General features: G+C 31.6%; 21 protein-coding genes. 4 read left to right on the top strand and 17 right to left on the bottom strand.

Annotated features, from left to right (window positions below; genetic code table 11):
* Positions 1-3: 3 nt before the first annotated feature.
* Together nadA and OLM55_RS00470 are read right to left on the bottom strand one after the other, a co-directional pair.
* On the bottom strand, positions 4-936 hold the full coding sequence (gene nadA, locus OLM55_RS00475) for a quinolinate synthase NadA (RefSeq protein WP_264559463.1): 933 nt from the start codon (positions 934-936) through the stop codon (positions 4-6).
* Between the two features lie 21 nt (positions 937-957).
* Positions 958-1,920, bottom strand: coding sequence for a DUF438 domain-containing protein (locus OLM55_RS00470; protein WP_264559462.1), 963 nt, complete (start codon positions 1,918-1,920; stop codon positions 958-960).
* A gap of 162 nt (positions 1,921-2,082) precedes the next feature.
* Here OLM55_RS00470 and ric point away from each other — a divergent pair, with 162 nt between their 5' ends.
* Genes ric through OLM55_RS00450 form a run of 4 tightly spaced genes read left to right on the top strand, consistent with a single transcriptional unit; the run spans position 2,083 to position 5,796 of the window.
* A complete protein-coding gene (ric, locus tag OLM55_RS00465) occupies positions 2,083-2,811 on the top strand; it encodes an iron-sulfur cluster repair di-iron protein (RefSeq protein WP_264559461.1) in 729 nt (242 codons plus the stop codon).
* Between the two features lie 51 nt (positions 2,812-2,862).
* Positions 2,863-4,977, top strand: coding sequence for a ribonucleoside triphosphate reductase (locus tag OLM55_RS00460; RefSeq protein ID WP_264559460.1), 2,115 nt, complete (start codon positions 2,863-2,865; stop codon positions 4,975-4,977).
* Positions 4,961-5,125, top strand: a complete 165-nt coding sequence (gene nrdD / locus OLM55_RS00455; protein WP_264559459.1) for an anaerobic ribonucleoside-triphosphate reductase — start codon at positions 4,961-4,963, stop codon at positions 5,123-5,125. Before OLM55_RS00460 ends, nrdD begins: the two co-directional genes overlap by 17 nt.
* Positions 5,119-5,796, top strand: a complete 678-nt coding sequence (locus OLM55_RS00450) for an anaerobic ribonucleoside-triphosphate reductase activating protein (RefSeq protein ID WP_264559458.1) — start codon at positions 5,119-5,121, stop codon at positions 5,794-5,796. The genes nrdD and OLM55_RS00450 overlap by 7 nt, the downstream gene beginning before the upstream one ends.
* 31 nt (positions 5,797-5,827) lie before the next feature.
* On the opposite strand, the gene OLM55_RS00445 is transcribed toward OLM55_RS00450, so the two are convergent.
* From OLM55_RS00445 to OLM55_RS00375, 15 genes are all read right to left on the bottom strand, one after another.
* Positions 5,828-6,073, bottom strand: a complete 246-nt coding sequence (locus OLM55_RS00445; RefSeq protein WP_264559457.1) for a DUF6755 family protein — start codon at positions 6,071-6,073, stop codon at positions 5,828-5,830.
* Positions 6,074-6,097: 24 nt separating this feature from the next.
* Positions 6,098-6,604, bottom strand: a complete 507-nt coding sequence (locus OLM55_RS00440; RefSeq protein ID WP_264559456.1) for a Rieske (2Fe-2S) protein — start codon at positions 6,602-6,604, stop codon at positions 6,098-6,100.
* A gap of 10 nt (positions 6,605-6,614) precedes the next feature.
* On the bottom strand, positions 6,615-7,184 hold the full coding sequence (locus OLM55_RS00435) for a 4Fe-4S dicluster domain-containing protein (protein ID WP_264559455.1): 570 nt from the start codon (positions 7,182-7,184) through the stop codon (positions 6,615-6,617).
* Positions 7,185-7,201: 17 nt separating this feature from the next.
* A complete protein-coding gene (locus tag OLM55_RS00430) occupies positions 7,202-9,418 on the bottom strand; it encodes a molybdopterin oxidoreductase family protein (protein ID WP_264559454.1) in 2,217 nt (738 codons plus the stop codon).
* A gap of 25 nt (positions 9,419-9,443) precedes the next feature.
* A complete protein-coding gene (locus tag OLM55_RS00425; protein WP_264559453.1) occupies positions 9,444-10,493 on the bottom strand; it encodes an MFS transporter in 1,050 nt (349 codons plus the stop codon).
* A 137-nt stretch (positions 10,494-10,630) separates the two neighbouring features.
* Positions 10,631-12,259, bottom strand: coding sequence for a hypothetical protein (locus OLM55_RS00420; protein ID WP_264559452.1), 1,629 nt, complete (start codon positions 12,257-12,259; stop codon positions 10,631-10,633).
* Between the two features lie 48 nt (positions 12,260-12,307).
* Positions 12,308-13,780, bottom strand: a complete 1,473-nt coding sequence (locus OLM55_RS00415) for an MFS transporter (protein ID WP_264559451.1) — start codon at positions 13,778-13,780, stop codon at positions 12,308-12,310.
* Positions 13,781-13,864: 84 nt separating this feature from the next.
* Positions 13,865-14,860, bottom strand: a complete 996-nt coding sequence (moaA, locus tag OLM55_RS00410; protein WP_264559450.1) for a GTP 3',8-cyclase MoaA — start codon at positions 14,858-14,860, stop codon at positions 13,865-13,867.
* A 1-nt stretch (position 14,861) separates the two neighbouring features.
* Positions 14,862-15,776, bottom strand: coding sequence for a bifunctional molybdenum cofactor biosynthesis protein MoaC/MoaB (gene moaCB, locus OLM55_RS00405; RefSeq protein WP_264559449.1), 915 nt, complete (start codon positions 15,774-15,776; stop codon positions 14,862-14,864).
* 2 nt (positions 15,777-15,778) lie between these two features.
* Positions 15,779-16,225 (bottom strand): molybdenum cofactor biosynthesis protein MoaE, encoded by a 447-nt coding sequence (locus OLM55_RS00400; protein ID WP_264559448.1) that lies wholly within the window; start codon positions 16,223-16,225, stop codon positions 15,779-15,781.
* A 12-nt stretch (positions 16,226-16,237) separates the two neighbouring features.
* Positions 16,238-17,302, bottom strand: a complete 1,065-nt coding sequence (locus OLM55_RS00395) for a HesA/MoeB/ThiF family protein (RefSeq protein ID WP_264559447.1) — start codon at positions 17,300-17,302, stop codon at positions 16,238-16,240.
* A 9-nt stretch (positions 17,303-17,311) separates the two neighbouring features.
* Positions 17,312-17,554, bottom strand: coding sequence for a MoaD/ThiS family protein (locus tag OLM55_RS00390; protein ID WP_264559446.1), 243 nt, complete (start codon positions 17,552-17,554; stop codon positions 17,312-17,314).
* The gene (locus OLM55_RS00385) at positions 17,551-18,117 is read right to left on the bottom strand and encodes a molybdenum cofactor guanylyltransferase (protein ID WP_264559445.1); all 567 of its coding nucleotides are present in this window, start codon (positions 18,115-18,117) and stop codon (positions 17,551-17,553) included. The genes OLM55_RS00390 and OLM55_RS00385 overlap by 4 nt, the downstream gene beginning before the upstream one ends.
* Positions 18,117-18,863: a sulfite exporter TauE/SafE family protein gene (locus tag OLM55_RS00380; RefSeq protein WP_264559444.1), complete on the bottom strand. Its 747-nt coding sequence runs from the start codon at positions 18,861-18,863 to the stop codon at positions 18,117-18,119. The genes OLM55_RS00385 and OLM55_RS00380 overlap by 1 nt, the downstream gene beginning before the upstream one ends.
* A complete protein-coding gene (locus OLM55_RS00375) occupies positions 18,857-19,189 on the bottom strand; it encodes a winged helix-turn-helix domain-containing protein (RefSeq protein ID WP_264559443.1) in 333 nt (110 codons plus the stop codon). The genes OLM55_RS00380 and OLM55_RS00375 overlap by 7 nt, the downstream gene beginning before the upstream one ends.
* Between the last annotated feature and the right edge of the window lie 48 nt (positions 19,190-19,237).

Below are 19,237 nucleotides of genomic sequence, written 5' to 3'. Positions count from 1 at the left end.
TTTTTAGGATAATTGAAGCATTCTGTTAATCGGAATCAATGCTTTTTCCTGAATATGTGCAGGAACTATAATTTCGGGAGATTCATTTAATAAACAATCATAAACCTTTTGTAAGGTGTTCATTTTCATAAAAGCACATTCACTGCAGGCGCAAGTGTTATCTTCATGTGATGGTGCAGGAATAAGTGTTTTAAGTGGTACTTGTTGTTGCATTTTGTACAAAATACCAGCTTCTGTTGCAACAATAAACTTATCAGAAGGCGATTCTTTTACATAATTAATCATTCCTGCGGTTGAACCAATGTATTTTGCCGTTTTTAAAATATGTGTTTCTGATTCTGGATGTGCAATGATTTCAGCATCTGGATGTTGTTTATATAATTCTAATAATTTATCAATTGAAAAGGCTTCGTGAACAATACAAGAGCCATCCCAAAGCAGCATATCTCTGCCTGTTTGTTCTATAATATATTTTCCTAAATTTTTGTCGGGAGCAAATATAATTGGTGTTTCTTTTGGTATAGAATTTACAATTTTTAATGCGTTTGATGAAGTACAAACAATATCAGATAAAGCTTTAATTTCTGCCGAACAATTTACATAAGTAATCACAATATGATTAGGATGTTGTTCTTTAAACGTCTTAAACAATTCTGGCGGACAAGAATCGGCTAACGAGCAACCTGCTTTTAAATCGGGAAGAATTACCTTTTTATTTGGGTTCAAAATTTTAGCAGTCTCAGCCATAAAATGAACTCCTGCAAACAAAATAATATCGGCATCAACATTTACAGCTTCTTGAGACAAGCCTAAGCTATCGCCGACATAATCTGCAATTTCTTGTATGGCTTCTTCCTGGTAATAATGGGCTAATATAACCGCATTTTTCTCCTTTTTTAATTGAAGAATCTTTTCTATTAATATATCTGTGTTCATTTTTCTTCTTGTATTAAAAATTTAGTTCCAATCTAATAATCGTTGTTCTCCTTCTATTTTTTTAATGTCGGTAATATCTTGCGACATTTCAATTACACCTCTGTATTTTTTATCATTATCTCTAACCGCAAAATAACGTATGTAAATCAATCGTTCTTTATAATTTATCCAAAACGAAGCTTCGTTTTTATTCCCTTTTTTAAACTCTTCTAAAATTTTTAAAACGGTATCAACGCTTTTTGGGGGATGGCAAAACTTTACTTCTCTACCAATAATTCCTGCGCTTCTTGGAAATACTCTTTCTTCTCCACGATTATAAAAAATCACCTTATCATTTTCATCTACATAAGTAATATCTAATGGTATAGTTCTAAAAAGCAAATTAACTTGTTCAATCGTCATGTATCCTTCATCAAAATGAGAAGCATCTTTTGAAGTAAAATCTAAATTTCTTTCTGTAAAATCATCTGAAGGATGTATATATTGATTTTCTGGGTAATTTGGGGGAGTTTCTTTAAGCATCCAACCAATCTCTTCTTCTCCTTTTCGCATTTTTACCCAATCTTCTTCATTTAAAAGGTTTAATGCATTCGGAAATAACATGGTTTCTTCTATTTCCATTAATCGATAAATACCATTTAAAAGATATTCTAAATTAATTTTTAATTTTTCAAAGTTTTTTGTTTCTACATAACCTCTTAACAATCGAAACTGCTCTCTTATTGTGTCATGAAAAGACCACATTCCTTTAGATGGACCATTCCAATTGTATTTTTCTAGAAAAGGAAAAAGTTGGTTTTCTTTTCGAACAAAGCGCTTTTCAATTGTTGCTAATTGGTTAAATACATTATAGAATTTTTGAAAATCAACCTCTGGGTCTGATTCTACCAATTCATTAATTAATTCATTAATTAATTCAATTTCTTGAAAATAAATGCTAACAGGGTGTCCCTTTTCTAAAGTTGTAGGAGTTCTTTCATCCATTTTAATAGCGTTTTAATTGCCTAATCTTTCATCTGCAAAATAAAAGCGAATATTTTGTTTAGGGTATGACTTTAATCATAAAACCTAATATGTTTTATGTTGTAATATTGTTCTAATTGTAATTTGAAAATCAGATTACTTAAATGATAAAATGTAAATATTATGAATATATTAGAAAAACAAACCATTGGAGAATATGTAGCGAAAGATTTTAGAACGGCTTCTGTTTTTTCAAAATATGGAATAGATTTTTGTTGCAAAGGTAATAGAACAATTGAAGAAGCTTGCAGTAAAAAAGGAATGGATTTTGAATTAATTGAAAAAGAAGTTAATCAATTATTAGAAATGAAATCAGATGGAGCAATTGATTTTCAATCATGGCCAATTGATTTATTAGTTGATTATATCGAAAAAACACACCATCGCTATGTAGAGGAAAAAACGCCAGTTTTATTAGCGTTCTTAGATAAATTGTGTAAAGTACATGGAGGTGCACATCCCGAATTATTTTTAATAAATGAATTATTTATAGGTTGTGCAGGAGAATTAGCCCAACATATGAAAAAAGAAGAATTGATTTTATTTCCATTTATTAAACAAATGGCAAATGCTTCACGTACAGATCAAGATATAGTACAACCTAACTTCGGAACTGTTGGTAATCCTATTGCCATGATGAAACATGAACACGAAAATGAAGGAGATCGTTTTGTTAAAATTGCTGAATTAACAAATAATTACACACCTCCCGCAGATGCTTGTAATACGTATAAAGTTACCTTTTCAATGTTACATGAATTTGAACAAGATTTACACAAACACATTCATTTAGAAAACAATATTCTATTTGTTAAAGCTATTGAAATGGAAGAAAAATTTTCAATTTCTTAGAATTCTAAATTAAAATTAAAAATGTACTAATTACTCTAAACTTAATTATCTATGGAAATATATGTTATTAAAAGAAACGGCGATTATAAACTTTATGAAAGTTATAAAATAAAAGATGCAATCGAGAAGAGCTTTAATAGCGTAACTGTTCCGTATGATGAAAGTATTTATAAAACGGTAATACACCAAATAGAACAAAAAGAAGTTTGGGCGGTTGAAGATATTCAAGATTGTATTGAAAAAGCTCTTTTTGAAAAAGGGTATTTTAATGTAATGCGTTCTTTTATGTTATTTCGTCATACACGAAAGTTACAAAGAGAACATGTGGATGGTTTAAATGATGATACCACCTATGTAGACAGCACACAAACCATTGAAGAATATATTTCTCAAACCGATTGGCGAATAAACGCAAATGCAAACACTTCGTATTCAAATGCAGGATTGGTAAATAATACTGCAGGTAAAATAATTGCGAATTATTGGTTAGACAATGTCTATACTAAAGAAGAAGGTTACGCGCATAGAAATGGTGATATTCATATTCACGATTTAGATTGCTTAACAGGCTATTGTGCCGGTTGGAGTTTGCGTGTTTTATTAAACGAAGGTTTTAATGGCGTTAGAGGCCGTGTAGAAAGTAAAGCGCCTTCTCATTTTAGAGAAGCGCTTGGACAAATGGCTAACTTTTTAGGAATATTACAAAGTGAATGGGCAGGTGCGCAAGCTTTTAGTTCGTTTGACACGTATTTAGCTCCTTATGTTTTCAAAGACGATTTATCTTTTGATGAAGTTTTAAAAGCAGTTAGAAGTTTCGTTTATAACTTAAATGTTCCAGCGCGTTGGGGACAATCGCCTTTTACGAATATTACTTTGGATTGGGTAGTTCCGTCTGACTTAAAAGAACAAGTTCCAACAAAAAATGACATTCATTTATTTAGAGGAATTGATAAACAAATTTTATTAGAAAAAGTAAAAGAAAGAGGTGTTTCAAACTTAGAAGAAATGCGGTACGAACATTTTCAAAAAGAAATGGACCTCATCAATAAAGCCTATTATACGGTTATGACCGAAGGTGATGCAAATGGGCAACCGTTTACTTTTCCAATTCCAACAGTAAACATTACAGAAGATTTTGATTGGGATGGGGAAAACACCGAAATTCTTTTCGAAAATACAGCAAAAATCGGTTCTTCTTATTTTCAAAATTTCATTGGAAGTCAATATACTTTAGATGAAAACGGAGTAAAAATTGAAAACGAAAGTGCTTATAAACCAAATGCGGTACGAAGTATGTGTTGTCGTTTGCAACTCGATTTACGCGAATTATTAAAACGTGGAAATGGACTTTTTGGAAGTGCTGAAATGACTGGAAGTATTGGTGTTGTTACTGTAAATATGGCGAGACTTGGTTATTCATATAAAAATAATGAAAAAGGTTTGTATGAACAATTAGATAAACTTTTAGAAATAGCTAAATCTACTTTAGAGAAAAAACGAGTCTTTATACAAGACATGTACGAGAGAGGTTTATTTCCATATACAAAACGTTATTTACCTCATTTTAGAAACCATTTTTCTACTATTGGCGTAAATGGAATGAATGAAATGGTGCTTAATTATACCGAAGGAATGTTCGATTTAACTTCTGGATATGGTAATGATTTTTGTTTGGAAGTATTGGATTATATCCGAAATAGAATGAAAGAATACCAAGAAGAAACGGGTAATTTGTATAATTTGGAAGCAACTCCAGCCGAAGGAACTACCTATCGTTTTGCCAAAGAAGATAAAAAACGTTTTCCTGAAATTTTACAAGCAGGAATGGAAGAAAATATTTATTATACGAATAGTTCACAAATACCTGTTGATTATACACAAGACCCATTTGAAGCTTTATTAATGCAAGACGAATTGCAATGTAAGTACACTGGAGGAACCGTATTGCATTTATACATGAATGAACGAATTAGTTCTTCTGAAGCATGTAAAAACTTTGTAAAAACAGTAATAACAAATTTCAAATTACCTTATATAACAGTCACACCAGTATTTAGTGTTTGTCCAAGTCATGGTTATTTAAATGGCGAACACGAATATTGTCCAAAATGCGATGAAACTTTAATTGAAAACCTTAATAACACAGCTTATGAACACAAAAACTAACGAAGTACTAGAACAAAATCAGCATTTAAGAACAAAATGTTTGGTTTACACGAGAGTAATGGGTTATCACAGACCTGTAGAGAGTTTCAATATTGGAAAGAAAGGAGAACACAAACAGCGTGTTCATTTTAAAGAAAATGTGTGTTAGCAAAAACTATTTCAAATATATCACCTTTTACTCTTTTAGACTATCCACATAAATCCGCTTGTATTTTATGGTATGCAGGCTGTAATATGAGATGTTTGTATTGTTACAATCCCGAAATTGTTTTGGGCAAAGGAACTATTGCGTTTACCAATGTTATTGCTTTTTTAAAAACAAGAATTGGGTTATTAGATGCAGTTGTTTTTAGTGGCGGGGAATGTCTTATTCATAAAACTATTTTAGAACACATTGAAATAGTAAAAGAAATGGGCTTTTTAGTTAAAATTGACACAAATGGAAGCAGTCCAAAGGTTTTAAAAAAACTATTAGACGCTAATTTAATTGATTATGTTGCATTAGATTTTAAAGCGCTTCCTGATAAATTTGAAACAATTACAAAATCTAACTTGTTTTCTGATTTTGAAGCCTCTTTTGAACTTTTGAAGTCTTCTAAAATAGCCTACGAAATACGAACAACTTACCATTCTGAACTTTGTACTAATGATGATTTAATTGAAATGCAAAATTATCTTGAAAAGAATGGATATTTAGGTAATTTCTATGTGCAAAATTATATTAACGGAAGTGAAACCTTATCTCCTTTACCTAATTCCATGAGTTTAAAAATTGAAGAATTAAATACGTTAAAACAACCTCAAGTCATAATTAGATAAAAAAATACCGAAACAATATTTCGGTATTTTTTTATGCACTTCTATTACCTTTTGGTAAATAAAAAAGCCAGCTAAATCCAATTAAAAATATCACTAAGGAAGCTATAAATGCTGGAATTAAAATCTCTTTATGATTGTCTAGTGCATTATTTAATGCAGTATAGAGCAACCAAATTTGTAAGCTAACATTTAATATTAAAACAAATATTAAAGTTGATAATATATTATTTAGTTTGTTAGGATTTGCTTTGTTTTGACTTGTTCTAAAATTACTCATAATCTTGTTTTTTAATTATGCTTATTAGCTAATTGCTTCCTGAAATGATTTTACAAAAACATTATTTTCTTTAAAGAACACTTCTAGTTTTGGCAATGCTCTTGGTGGCGGACCTTCTAAAACTTCACCTGTCATGGCATCAAAAAAACCTTTATGACATGGACATTCAATTTTTCCAGAACCTGGTGCATAAAAAACAGAACATGATAAATGTGTACATTTTTGTTCGTATGCTCTAAATTCACCATTTTCTAAATGAATTAAGATATACGGAATAGTGCTGCCTTCTATAACAAAACCTCTAGTTCCGCCAACAGGTACATCATTTTTATCACAGATAAAATGTTCTCCTTGCACTTTTTCTTTAGGGTCTAAATATGCTTTAGCAGCAACTAAACCACTTCCAACCATTAAACCTCCAGATACTAATGTTAAAAATTTAGCAAAATCACGGCGGCTTACTTGTGTTGCATCTTGTTTATGAATAGGAAAATCTTTTTTCCAGTTTTCTTTATTGTTTTTATCAGGCATAAACTTCTGTTTAATATATTATTAGCTCATTACTACCTTTCGGCATCATGATATTTACTTTTGTATTGACAATTTCTTTTCCAAAAACAAATGTGTTTACAGGTGAACTGTTTGGACGCATTTCTTGAATTTCTTCTTTTGTACCATAAAATAATGCACCACTAGGACAAACGGTTGCGCACATTGGTTTTTTTCCAACACTTGTACGATCGTAGCACATAGTACACTTCATCATTAAATCGTATTCTTCTACTTTCTTTGGAACCCCAAAAGGACATGCAATTACACAGTTAGAACAACCTATACATCTTTCAGTATTTGCTGTATGTACAATTCCAAATTCGTCTTTAGAAATTGCATCGGCTGGACAAACACTTGCACAAACAGGGTCGTCACAATGCATACAAACTTGTACTGTTGTTTGAATTGTTTCTGCTCGTTCTACATAATTTACATGAATCATTGAATCTTGCCCGTTAGTTTCACACTCAGCACAAGCCATTTCACATGCCTTACAACCAATGCAACGTTGCATATCTACAAAAAACTCTTCATTTTTATTAAAATCGGTATAATTCATATTTTAATTTTTATAGATTAGATACTTGCGTATGCTTTGGTTTCACTTGATGGTTTTGCTTGTTCTTTTAAGGGTTCTAATTTACAAGCAGAAACTTTAAATTCTGGAATTTTTGAAATTGGATCTAATGTCCCGGGAGTCAATAAATTTGCTGATTTTAAACCTGACCAATGGTAAGGAATAAAAACAGTGTCTTTACGAATTGTTTCTACAATATTTGCTGGGAATATACCTTCACCCCTACGAGTACTTACTTTAATAAGTTCGTTTTGTTGAATGCCATATTTCGCTGCCAATTCTGGGTGTAATTCTAATAAAGGCTCAGGGTATTGATCTACTAATTTTCCAATTCTACGTGTTTGTGTTCCACTTAAATATTGCGAAACTACACGTCCTGTCGTTAATGTTACAGGATAATTTTCATCTGTAACTTCACCTGGTAATTTATAGGGAGCTGGGTTAAAGTGTGCTTTACCATCTGGTGTTTTAAATTTTTTATCTTCCCAAAGTCTTGGCGTTCCTGGATGGTCTTCCGTAGGACATGGCCAGAACATTCCCATATTATCTTCAATTCTTTTATAAGTAATTCCGTTATAATCTGCAGTACCACCTTTTGATGCCACTCTTAATTCATTAAAAATAGCTTCACTATTTTCGAATGTAAATTTATCTTTTACGCCTAATCTTTCCGCTAATTCTAATATAATAGAAGTATCCGTTCTAGCATCTCCAGGAGGAGTTACTGCTTGACGTATTCTAATTACTCTACCTTCTGCAGAAGTTGTAGTTCCTTCTTCTTCTTCTTGTAAAGAACCTGCTAAAACAATATCAGCATGACGAGCAGTTTCATTTAAGAAAAAGTCAATACACACATAATATTCTAATTTTTCAAGGGCTTCTCTAACATAGTTGCTATTTGGTAAGGATACTAAAGGATTAAAACAAATTGAAATTAAACCTTTAATTTCACCTCTATGAATCGCTTCAATAATTTCATATGCAGACAATCCTTTACCAGGCATATCTTTTTCATCTATTCCCCAAACTTCTGAAATATATTTTCTATGTTCTGGGTTTTCAATATCTCTATTTCCAGGTAACTGGTCACATTTATGTCCGTGTTCTCTACCTCCTTGACCATTTCCTTGACCAGTAATAGTTCCGTAACCGCAATACGGTCTTCCTATTCTTCCTGTTGCTAATACTAAATTGATGCAACCTAAAACATTATCTACACCTTTAGAATGGTGTTCAATTCCTCTTGCATGTAAAAAGAAACTAGTTTTAGCTTTACCCCAAAGTTCAGCTGCTTCTTTAATTTTTTCCTTCTTTATTCCTGTTATTCCTTCTGCCCATTCTAAAGTATAATCTTTAACAGCATCAATAGTAATATCAAAACCAGAAGTATAATTATCTATAAAATCATGGTCTAGCATGTCGTTGTCAACCAAATACTTTAACATTGCACCATATAAAGCCGAATCTGTACCAGGTTTTACATCTAAATGCACATCAGCAGTTCTTGCTAAAGGAATCACACGGGGATCAATAACAATAATTTTTGCACCTCTATCTCTTGCTTTCCAAATCCAATGAGTTAGAGTAGGGAAGGTCTCACTAATGTTTGCTCCAGCAACGATAATTACTTCGGCATATTCTAAATCGGCATAAGTATTAGAAGCTCTATCTAGACCAAAGGCTTTTTTGTTTCCAGCACCAGCACTTACCATACACAAACGGCCATTGTAGTCAAGGTTTTTTGTCTTTAAAGCGATACGGGCAAATTTACCAACCAGGTAACTTTTCTCATTCGTTAAAGAAACTCCAGAAAGCATAGAAAATGCATCATTTCCATATTTTTCCTGAATTCGTTTTATCTCTGAAACCGTTTTATCCATAGCTTCATCCCAAGAAGTAGGTTCAAAACCTTTTCCTTCGACACGTTTTATTGGACCTAATAATCTATCTGGATGATTATTTTGTAAGTAGCGTTGAACTCCTTTAGGACAAAGACGACCTTCGTTAAATGGGAATTCCATCCATGGTTCAAAACCAACCACTTTGTTTGTTTTTACTAATAACTTTATTCCACATTGCATACCACAAAAGCAACAATGCGTTTCAACCACTTTATCTGGCTCATCTCTACCTTCATATCCATCTTTTGGTGAATAATTCAAACTAGGACCAAATTGTTCTATTATTTTTTCTGCTGGAACAGGTAACTTTGCCATGCTATTTTTTTTTAATCTTTATTTATTAACCGAATAATTTTCCACCTTCTAATCTTGCTTTTAAATGCGCTTGCGCTAAACGAGATCTTTTTCCTTCTGGACTTAAATCTAAATGTGACGATCCATCTTCTCTGTCAAAGTTGAAACCTAACTCTTTTGTAACTATTTTTAGATCATTCACATGTAAGTTAGTTGCATATTCTTTACCAGTATGCTCACAAACTGCCATTCCTTGTTTTATTCCTTCTTGTTTATAGATATGTGCTCCAATTTGAGCTGGTCTTTGAATGATATGAAAGAATTTTCCAAACGGAATCCATATTAAAAACATAATTACGGTTACAGCATGAATTACAGCTAAGAAATCAAATGCAAAACCTTTCATGAATTGGTAGGAAAAAGTAAGTCCTAAACCAGTAACTGAAATTGCAATTAATAATAACAATGGAAGTAAATCACCTTCGAATGTTTGTGTTGCAATTAAACCTGGATTTGTTAATCGTCTTCTTAAATAATATAATGAGCCTAAAATAACTAACCATGATGACCAGTTTAAGGCATGAAAAGTCATAAAAGCCATAATAGAACCTAATTTAAATGACATCATATGAAAACCAAAGAAGTGTGCTTCATAAATGTCAATTCCACCTGGAGCCAAGCTAAAGTGTATCCACCCAAAGGTAAGTGGTATAGTAATTAAAAAGGCTGAAGTACAACCAATTGCTATCATAAAATGGGCAATCCAACGGTACTTTCCTCTTGGGTAAATAAATTTCTGAAAAGCTATATTCTCGATAGATTCTTTGGATACAAACCAAAGATGTGAAAACACTTTTCCAGTTACCAAATAAGTAATTCCTCTTTTAAAATAAATCCATGTTGGAGGACGTTGCAACCAAACGGAATATCTATATACGATTCCGAAAAAGGCAAATATTGTCCCAAATAAATAGGTAATTAATGCTGCATCAAAATTTTGTAGATTTCTAGATCCAAAAAACACCAAAGAAACCATAACTATAGATAAGCCAGTAGCTATAAGTAATGCCTTTGTATTAAATGTTTTATTTTTCATCTGTATACTTTGTGTTTATTAGTTAATATAACTTGTCTTTTGAGAGTGTTTTTAAGAAGACAAGTTATATCATGACTTAAATATAGTAAATATTATTTTAATTTGTTTTTTTACATTTTTTGAAGTTGTAAAAAAAATTATGGATTATCCACTTCTCTTTTAGGCCCTTGGTAATACCACCAGTTAAGAACTAAACAAATTAAATAATAAACTGCAAAACCGTATAGCGCATATTCAGGTGTTCCTGCAGTAACTTGCTGCCCAAATACATTAGGGATAATAAATGCTCCATAAGCAGCAATTGCAGCTGTCCATCCTAAAACAGGTCCTGCTTTTTCTTTGCTAAAAATATACGGGATACTTCTAAAAGTTGAACCGTTTCCAATACCAGTTGTTAAGAATAAAACCATGAATGCTCCGAAAAAAGGCCACCAATATGATTCTGGAGTTTCAGAACTTCTTGCTTGCACAACATAATAGGCAACAGTTAAAGCAGCTATAATTTGAAAAATAGTACTCCACATTGTAATTTTAGCACCACTATTTACTTTATCAGAAAGAATTCCTCCAATTGGTCTAACTAAAGCACCAAACATTGGCCCCAAGAAGGCCCAAAGCATAATGTTAGGAGCGTTAGGGTTTGCCCATTCAGGATCTAATGGATTTGTGTATACAAATATATCTTGCGCTAATTTTGGGAACACCATAGAAAAACCAATGAATGAACCAAAAGTCATAGTATAGATTATTGTCATAATCCAATTATGTTTATCTCCAAGTATTGAAAATTGTTTATTAAGATTTTCTTTTATATCAGCAGGTGTACCATATTTCATTAATAAAACAGTTAGTACTATTACTAAAGGAAGTACAATCCACATTGCAGAATCTTTCATTCCAAATGAATCCCACGGAATTCCAACTAACATAAAAGCACCAATACCAGCAGCTATTAAACCTAGTACAATCATGTAGAGTGTTTTTGAAACCCCTTTTGCTGTATCTGGCATACTTGGAGTTCCTGAATCTACATTATTCATTCCAAAAAATGCAGCTAAAGAAGCTAATACAATAAGTGGAACCCAAATCCATGCAGCATTTTGCATCCCTTCAAAAGGAGCTCCTTTTGCAGTTGCAATTGCACCAGCTGTACCACCAAATAATGAGAATGTAACAATAAACGGAATTGTTTTTTGCATAATAGCAACACCTAAATTACCAAGCCCTGCATTCATTCCAAGAGCATATCCTTGCGCTTTTTTTGGAAAAAAGAATGATATATTACTCATTGATGAAGAGAAATTACCTCCCCCAAGTCCTGAAAATAGAGCCATTGCTGCAAAAAAGAGATAAGATGAGTTTACATCTGACAACGCTATGCCTGTACCAATTGCCGGAATAAGTAATAACGCAGTTGTTATAAAAACTACATTTCTACCTCCTCCTAATGAAATTAAAAAAGAGTTAGGTAATCGTAAAGTTGCACCTGCTAAACCTGCAATTGCTGGTAAAGTATAGTATAGATTATTTACTTCTTTCAAAGCATTTATATATTCTGTAGTTCCAGTAACTAATCCATCGGTCATCCCGAAATTGAAACCAAATTCTTTCATGTACTTAATTAGTACTCCCCACATAATCCATACAGAGAAAGCTAGTAATAACGCAGGAATTGAAGTCCATAGATTTCGATCTGCTATCTTTTTTCCTGTAGACTTCCAGAAACCTTCATCGTCTACGTTCCAATCTTTAATATTTACTGCCATATTTTTATTATTAAATTTTTAACTAATTAGGTAAAATTAATTGTACTATTATTTTTGTTCGATTTGTGTTGTAAATTCAGGATTGTTTTTACGAATTGCTTTAATAATTGTTTTGTGCATCCATATTAAACAGATTGTTGATACTGCAAAAATGAAGAACCACGAACTTGTCCAAAACCCTGTAGAAGTTAATAAGTAACCAAAAACAATTGGCCCGAAAAAACCTCCAAGCCCACCAATAAGTCCTACCATTCCACCTACAACACCAATTTCATTCGGAAAATACTCTGGAATATGTTTGTAAACTGCTGCTTTACCAATTCCCCAGCAAGCACCAATTAGAACAACTAAAACTAAATAAACCCACATGTTTGCTTCAAACTGAATATGTGTAACACCTTTTGCTAATAATTCTTTCTTTTTTACTGATTGGTTTTCTGCAACAATTACTTCTTGCCAAGATGATTTTACTGGAAAAATTGGTTTGTTAGTTAATTGTTTTTCTGTTTTTGGCGCAATAACATATTCTTTATCATTAACCATTATTTTTTCAGAAGTAACATTGGTAACAATACCATTATTTCCTGCCAAAACTCCAGGACCAGCAGTAAAAACTTCCATTTTAGGAAACATTAATAAAAAACTAATAACCATTGAAGTTCCTAAAACCCAATACATTACTTTTCTTGCTCCAAATTTATCCGATAAATAACCTCCAAACGCTCTAATAATTCCTGAAGGTAAACTGAACAATGTTGCAAACATACCTCCCATTACTAAAGTTGTATGGTATACATTCATGAAATTTGGTAATAACCATTGAGAGTAGGCTACGAAACATCCAAAAACTAAGAAATAATAAATTCCAAATCTCCAAACTCTCATAGACTTTAGAGGTTGTAAAAGTGTTTTGATGTTTTTTGTTTCTCCTTGAACAATTTTCTCTTTTGTCAATAAAACAAATAAGAATCCGATAACTACAAGTACAATTCCGTAAGTAATTGGTAAAAGTTTCCAACCATTTATAGGATCACTTTCTGAAAAGTAGTTTAATAAAGAAGGAGCTAAAAAAGTAGTTAATGCGGCACCCGCATTTCCCATTCCAAAAATACCTAAAGCTCTACCTTGCCATTCTTTTGGATACCAAACAGAAGTATATCCAATACCTACAGCGAAACTCGCTCCAACCACACCAAATAATAAACTTAAAATAGCGAATCCCCAAAATGAATCAGCTAACGGAATTAAAAATAAAGGAATGGCACATAAAAACAATAACCATGTAAATACTTTTTTACCACCGTATTTATCGGTTAAAATTCCTATTGGCAATCTTGTTAAAGCTCCAGATAAAATAGGAATACCCATTAACCATCCTGCTTCAATAACAGTCCAATTAAAAATTCCCTTGTCTATTAAATAGGTTACTAAAACACCATTTAGTGTCCAACAAGCAAAGCATATTGTAAACGCTAAAGTATTTATAAATAATATTTTGTGTGATTGTGATAAATTACTCATACCCTTAAATAATTAATTTTGTGTAAAATTAGTTCTCCTAGATTGGAAATTTTATGACAATTATCAGTAAATGTTAATTTTTTCTTAACCTCCTATTTTTATCATGCTTCTATTTTTAGAGAAAAGCTTTGGGTTTTGAAATTCTGCATCATTTTCCATTCCGCCTCTAACAGGAAATTTAGATTTAATATTTTTTTCAATTATAGGAAGTATACTTTTTCCATCTCGTAAAGTTTCTAATAAGGAATTTTCAGTATTGGAAAACAAACAGTTTTTTAGTTTTCCATCGGCAGTTAAACGAATTCTATTACAAGTACCACAAAAAGGATTGGTAACAGAACTAATTACCGAAAAACTTCCCTTAAAGGATTCTATTTTATGATTTCTTGCAGTATCGTTTAGTTTATCTTCCATTCGAAGAATAGTGTTTTCTTTAAAATGATTATCTACTTTTTCTAGAATTTCTGCATAAGTTACCAATTTCGATTTGTCCCATTGGTTTCCGTTAAAAGGCATAAATTCTATAAATCGAATTTTAATATTTAAGGTTTTGGTAAGATTAATAAAATCAATAATTTCGGAATCATTAAAACCTTTTATTAATACAACATTTAGTTTTACAATAAAATTATTTTCTAAAAGTAATTCGATGTTTTTCCAAAGTGTATCATAATGATCACGTCTGGTAATTTGTTTGAATTTTTCCTTTTGTAAAGTATCCAAACTTATATTTAAAGACGAAATTCCGGCTGCCTTAAAAGTATTAATATATTCATGAACTAAAAGTCCGTTTGTGGTAATATTTAAATCGATGTTTAATTTTCCAAGACGTTCAATAATATCGCGAGCATCTTTTCTAACTAATGGTTCTCCACCTGTTAATCGAATTTTTTTTACTCCAAGTGATACAAATGTCTTGGCAATAGTTTCAATTTCATCAGCCGTCATTATATGTGCTTTTGGAGTCAAATTTATTCCTTCGGCAGGCATACAATAGGTGCAACGAAGGTTACAATTTTCAGTAATTGAAATTCGTAAATAATCGTGCACTCGACCGTGTAAATCTTCTATTTTCAACATATTATTTTCCGTGGTTAAAACCATTAATTATTTTGAATAAATGCAATACAGATGGAAAAATAGCGTCCATCGATTCGCTTGCTCCATTTGTAGAGCCTGGTAAAGCAATTACTAAAGTAGATCCAATAAATCCAACCACACTTCGAGATAACATGGCATAAGGAGTTCTGTCTTGTCCGTACGAACGAATTGCTTCTTCAATACCTGGGATTCTTCTGTCTAATAGAGGAATTAAGGCTTCAGGTGTAACATCTCTATTCGACAAACCTGTTCCACCAGTTAAAATAACTAAGTCTGTTTTGTTTTCTTTTAATGTGTTTACTGTTTTTTGAATATCTGTAATTTCATCTGGAATGATAATATAATTGGTAACATCTAAACCTAAAGTATTCAATTTAGAAGTGATTGCTTTTCCTGCACTATCTTGTTTACTTCCTTTTGAAACACTATCGGAACAGACAATTACTGCTACATTTAGATTTAAACTTTTAGCATCGTTAAAATCAGATTTTCCACCTTTTTTATGTAATAATTTAACCGTTGAAATTTCTACATTTTTATCAATAGGTTTCAGCATGTCGTACATAGTTAAAGCAACAATACTTGCTCCGTGCATAGCTTCCACTTCAACTCCGGTTTTGTAAATGGTTTTTACAGTGATTTCAATATGAATTTCCATTTCTTGAATATCATAAGCAATTGCTGTGTATTCAATAGGTAATGGATGACAATCTGGAATAGCGTTTGAAGTATTTTTCACCGCAAATAAACCAGCAGTTCTTGCCACTTCTAAAACATCTCCTTTTGGAACAGTTTTGTCTTTGATTGCTTTTATAGTTTCAGAACTTCCAACTTTTACAATTGCTTGAGCTGTTGCTGTTCTTTGCGTGATGATTTTATGAGTAATATCTACCATGATTAGTTATTTTTTTTCCAAGTATAGGTTTCGTCTTCCAATATTTCTTTACCAAAAATGGCTACTTTCTCTTTAATTTCTTCTACCAAATAGTTCAATGCTTCATACACGACTTTTCTTCTTGGAGCAGATACAAATACAAACAGACAAATTTCACCTGCTTTTACATTTCCTAAACTATGATAAATATGTAAACAAGTTAGATCGTACTTTTCAAAAGCAGCTTCACGTATTTCATGAAAATTTTGTTCCGCCATTTCTTCATAAGCCGAATAGTCAATTGCTGCAACTGTTTTTCCATCTATTTCATCGGCACGAACTTGACCTAGAAAAATATTATGTGCACCAATAGATGTTTTAGTTTGGTGTTTAGCAATAGAGTTGCCAATGAATTCTGCTGAAATTGGTCCTTGAACAAATGATTTTTTTATAGGTTTTGGTGTTTCCATTTTTCTAATATTTTAAATAACTTCTAATTGTACCTTTTGAATGCCTTTTTGTAAATGTGCTATGTTTGTAAATCCTTTTTCTAAAAAAAATTTTAACGCTTTTTTACTGCGAATGCCACTCTGACAAAAAAGAATAATAGGTTGGTCTTTTTGAAATTGATTAATATGCTTTTCTATTTCTAAAAACGAAATATTGATGATGTTTTTATGCTTTAATTTTGGTGTTTCATGTACTTCACGTAAATCAATAATCGTATAGTTTTCATTCGAACAAAAATCTAAAAAAGCCTCTTTATTGACTTCATGATTTTGCTTTTCTGAGCTTTCTAATTCTGTTCCTTTTTTAGTTCCAATACGAATTTGCTCTTCGTTTTTACTAAATTCTAATTCGTTAAAAGACATGTTCAAAGCATTGTAAATAAGTAACTTTCCTGAAAGAACTTCTCCAATTCCAAGTATGATTTTCATGACTTCTGTTGCCTGTAACATTCCTAAAGTATTAGGTAAAACACCTAAAACTCCTGTAGTTACGCAATTTGGAATTTCTTGCGAATTTTTCTCAGGAAACAAACAACGATATGTTGGTCCGTTTTGGTAATTAAAAACACTAATTTGTCCTTCAAATTTATGAATAGAAGCATAAATCATTGGTTTACCCAAATGAACACTTATATCGTTAATAAGGTAACGTGTAGCAATAGTATCCGTGCAATCTACTAATATTTCATAGTCTTTTACAATAGTTGCAATATTACTTTCAGAAATAAATTCAGGATATACATTAACCTTTACATCTGAATTAATTTTACGAATTGCATTGGCTGCAGCAACCACTTTTTTAGTGCCGCAATCATCAGTCGTATAAAGTAATTGACGGTGAAGATTCGTTTCATCCACAACATCACCATCCACAATTCCAAGTGTTCCAACACCAGAAGCTGCCAGTATTTGTAAAACAGGACAGCCTAATCCACCAGCACCAATAACCAACACTTTTGCGTTTAGTATTTTTTGCTGACCAAGACTTCCAATTTCAGGAAGAGCCATTTGTCGTGCATATTGTTTTGAATGTTCCATTTTTGTTTTTTATCCGCCTGCAAAAGGAGGTAATAATGCTATTGTATCGTTATTGTTTAAATTAATTTCTGTTGAGGTAATTGATTTATTCACAGCAATTACAAAAGAAACATTTTGTAAACCAGTGTATTTTTCATTCAATTGTTGCATCAAATCGTTTGTTGTAAAATCTGATTTTTCAAGACGAAACAACTCTTCGTTTGTGTTTGTGATATCAGCTAATAAGCCAAAATATTTTAGTGTTATCGTCATTTTATTAAGTTTTGATAGTCTTCTTTTGTGTTGATGTTTTGCAATAAAGAATGCCATTTTTCAGGAACTTCAATAGTTTGATTCGGAATTGCTTCGACAACCATTTTTAACCTTAATTGCTCTTTTTTTAGATGTTCTTCAAAAGTATTTACTGCATTTCTATTATAAACCGCAATTAGCGGACTCGTTTTATCTGCAACTTTTACTTGTGTAATTAGCTTTTCATCATCAATATTAGCAATCAACCAAGTAATAATTTCAGCTGAAATTAACGGAACATCTACACTTAAAACAATGTTTTGTTCTGTTTTTGAATGTGACAAAGCAGTAAAAATTCCACCAACTGGACCTTTATCAGGATATATATCTTCAATTCGATTACAGTTCAAAAAATCATAATCTGAATTGGCTGAAACAATAGTTATATTTTGAATAGTTGCTTCTTGTAATGCTTTTACAATATGTTCTATAAAAACAGTTTCGTTTAAAAGTAACATACCTTTATCAGAACCCATTCTGGAACTTTTTCCACCTGCAATTATGTATGCTGAAATGTTTTTCATTAAATAGTGTAGAGTTTAATAATTGCTATTCCTAAAACAAAAGCCAAAACATTTCGCAATACAATATTGTTGAATTTTTTACTTCCATAATACGCTCCAAAAAAACCACCAATAAGCACAATTCCAATTAATAGAGTAGAGGAAGTTGGTATTTCACCTCCTTTTGATAAAAATCCGAAAATTCCAGAAATTGAATTTACAAATATGAATAGTGCAGAAACTGCAGCAGTTTGTTTCATGTTTGCCCAACCTAGTAATAGTAAAACCGGACTCAATACAATTCCTCCGCCAATACCAATTAAGCCAGATAAAAAGCCAATTATTGCTCCAATTAGTAATGCGTATTTTATATTTATTTCTTTTAATTCAGCCTTTTCTTTTCCGAAGAAACCTAATAATCGAAAAACAGCAAATAATAATAATGTTCCTAATATGATTTTATAAATTTTAGAATCCACTGTTAAAAATCCGCCTAAAAAAGAAAATGGTATAGATGTAATAGCAAAAGGATAAAATAAGTTCCATTTAAAATTCTTCTCTCTGTAATAAAAATAAAATGAAATTCCAGAAACTAAAATATTTAAGAGTAAAGCAGTTGGTTTCATGAATGTAATTGGTAGAGCAAACAAACTCATTAACGCCAAATATCCACTTGCTCCACCGTGTCCAACACTTGCATATAAAAAGGCTACTATTGGTAATAGTAAAAGTAATAATGGTGAATTTAAGATTTCAGATACTAACATAAAGAATGCTTTTTTAATTGTTCGTCTAAAAACTGCCAACAATCTTTATTTATAGTTTCGTAAATAGAAATTAACGATTTTCCATAAGGAGTTAATATTGTTCCGCCACCTTTTGCGCCACCAATTTTGGTTTCTATAATAGGTTGCTTTGTAGTTTTACTTACTTCATCAATTAAACGCCAAGCTTTTTGGTACGAAATTTTTAACGCTTTAGACGCTTTATTAAGAGAACCTGTTTCGTCAATCATTTTAAGTAATTGCACGCGGCCTTCACTTAAAAGAATTCCGTTATTAGACTCTATCCAAATTTTACTTTTGATTTTCAAAATAAACTTCTTTCGTTATGCTTTTACAAAGATAACGAAATGAGAATG

Source organism: Flavobacterium sp. N2270, assembly GCF_025947225.1.
GTDB lineage: Bacteria > Bacteroidota > Bacteroidia > Flavobacteriales > Flavobacteriaceae > Flavobacterium.
The sequence above is the reverse complement of the archived record's forward strand: the minus strand, read 5'-3'. Positions and strand labels throughout refer to the sequence as shown.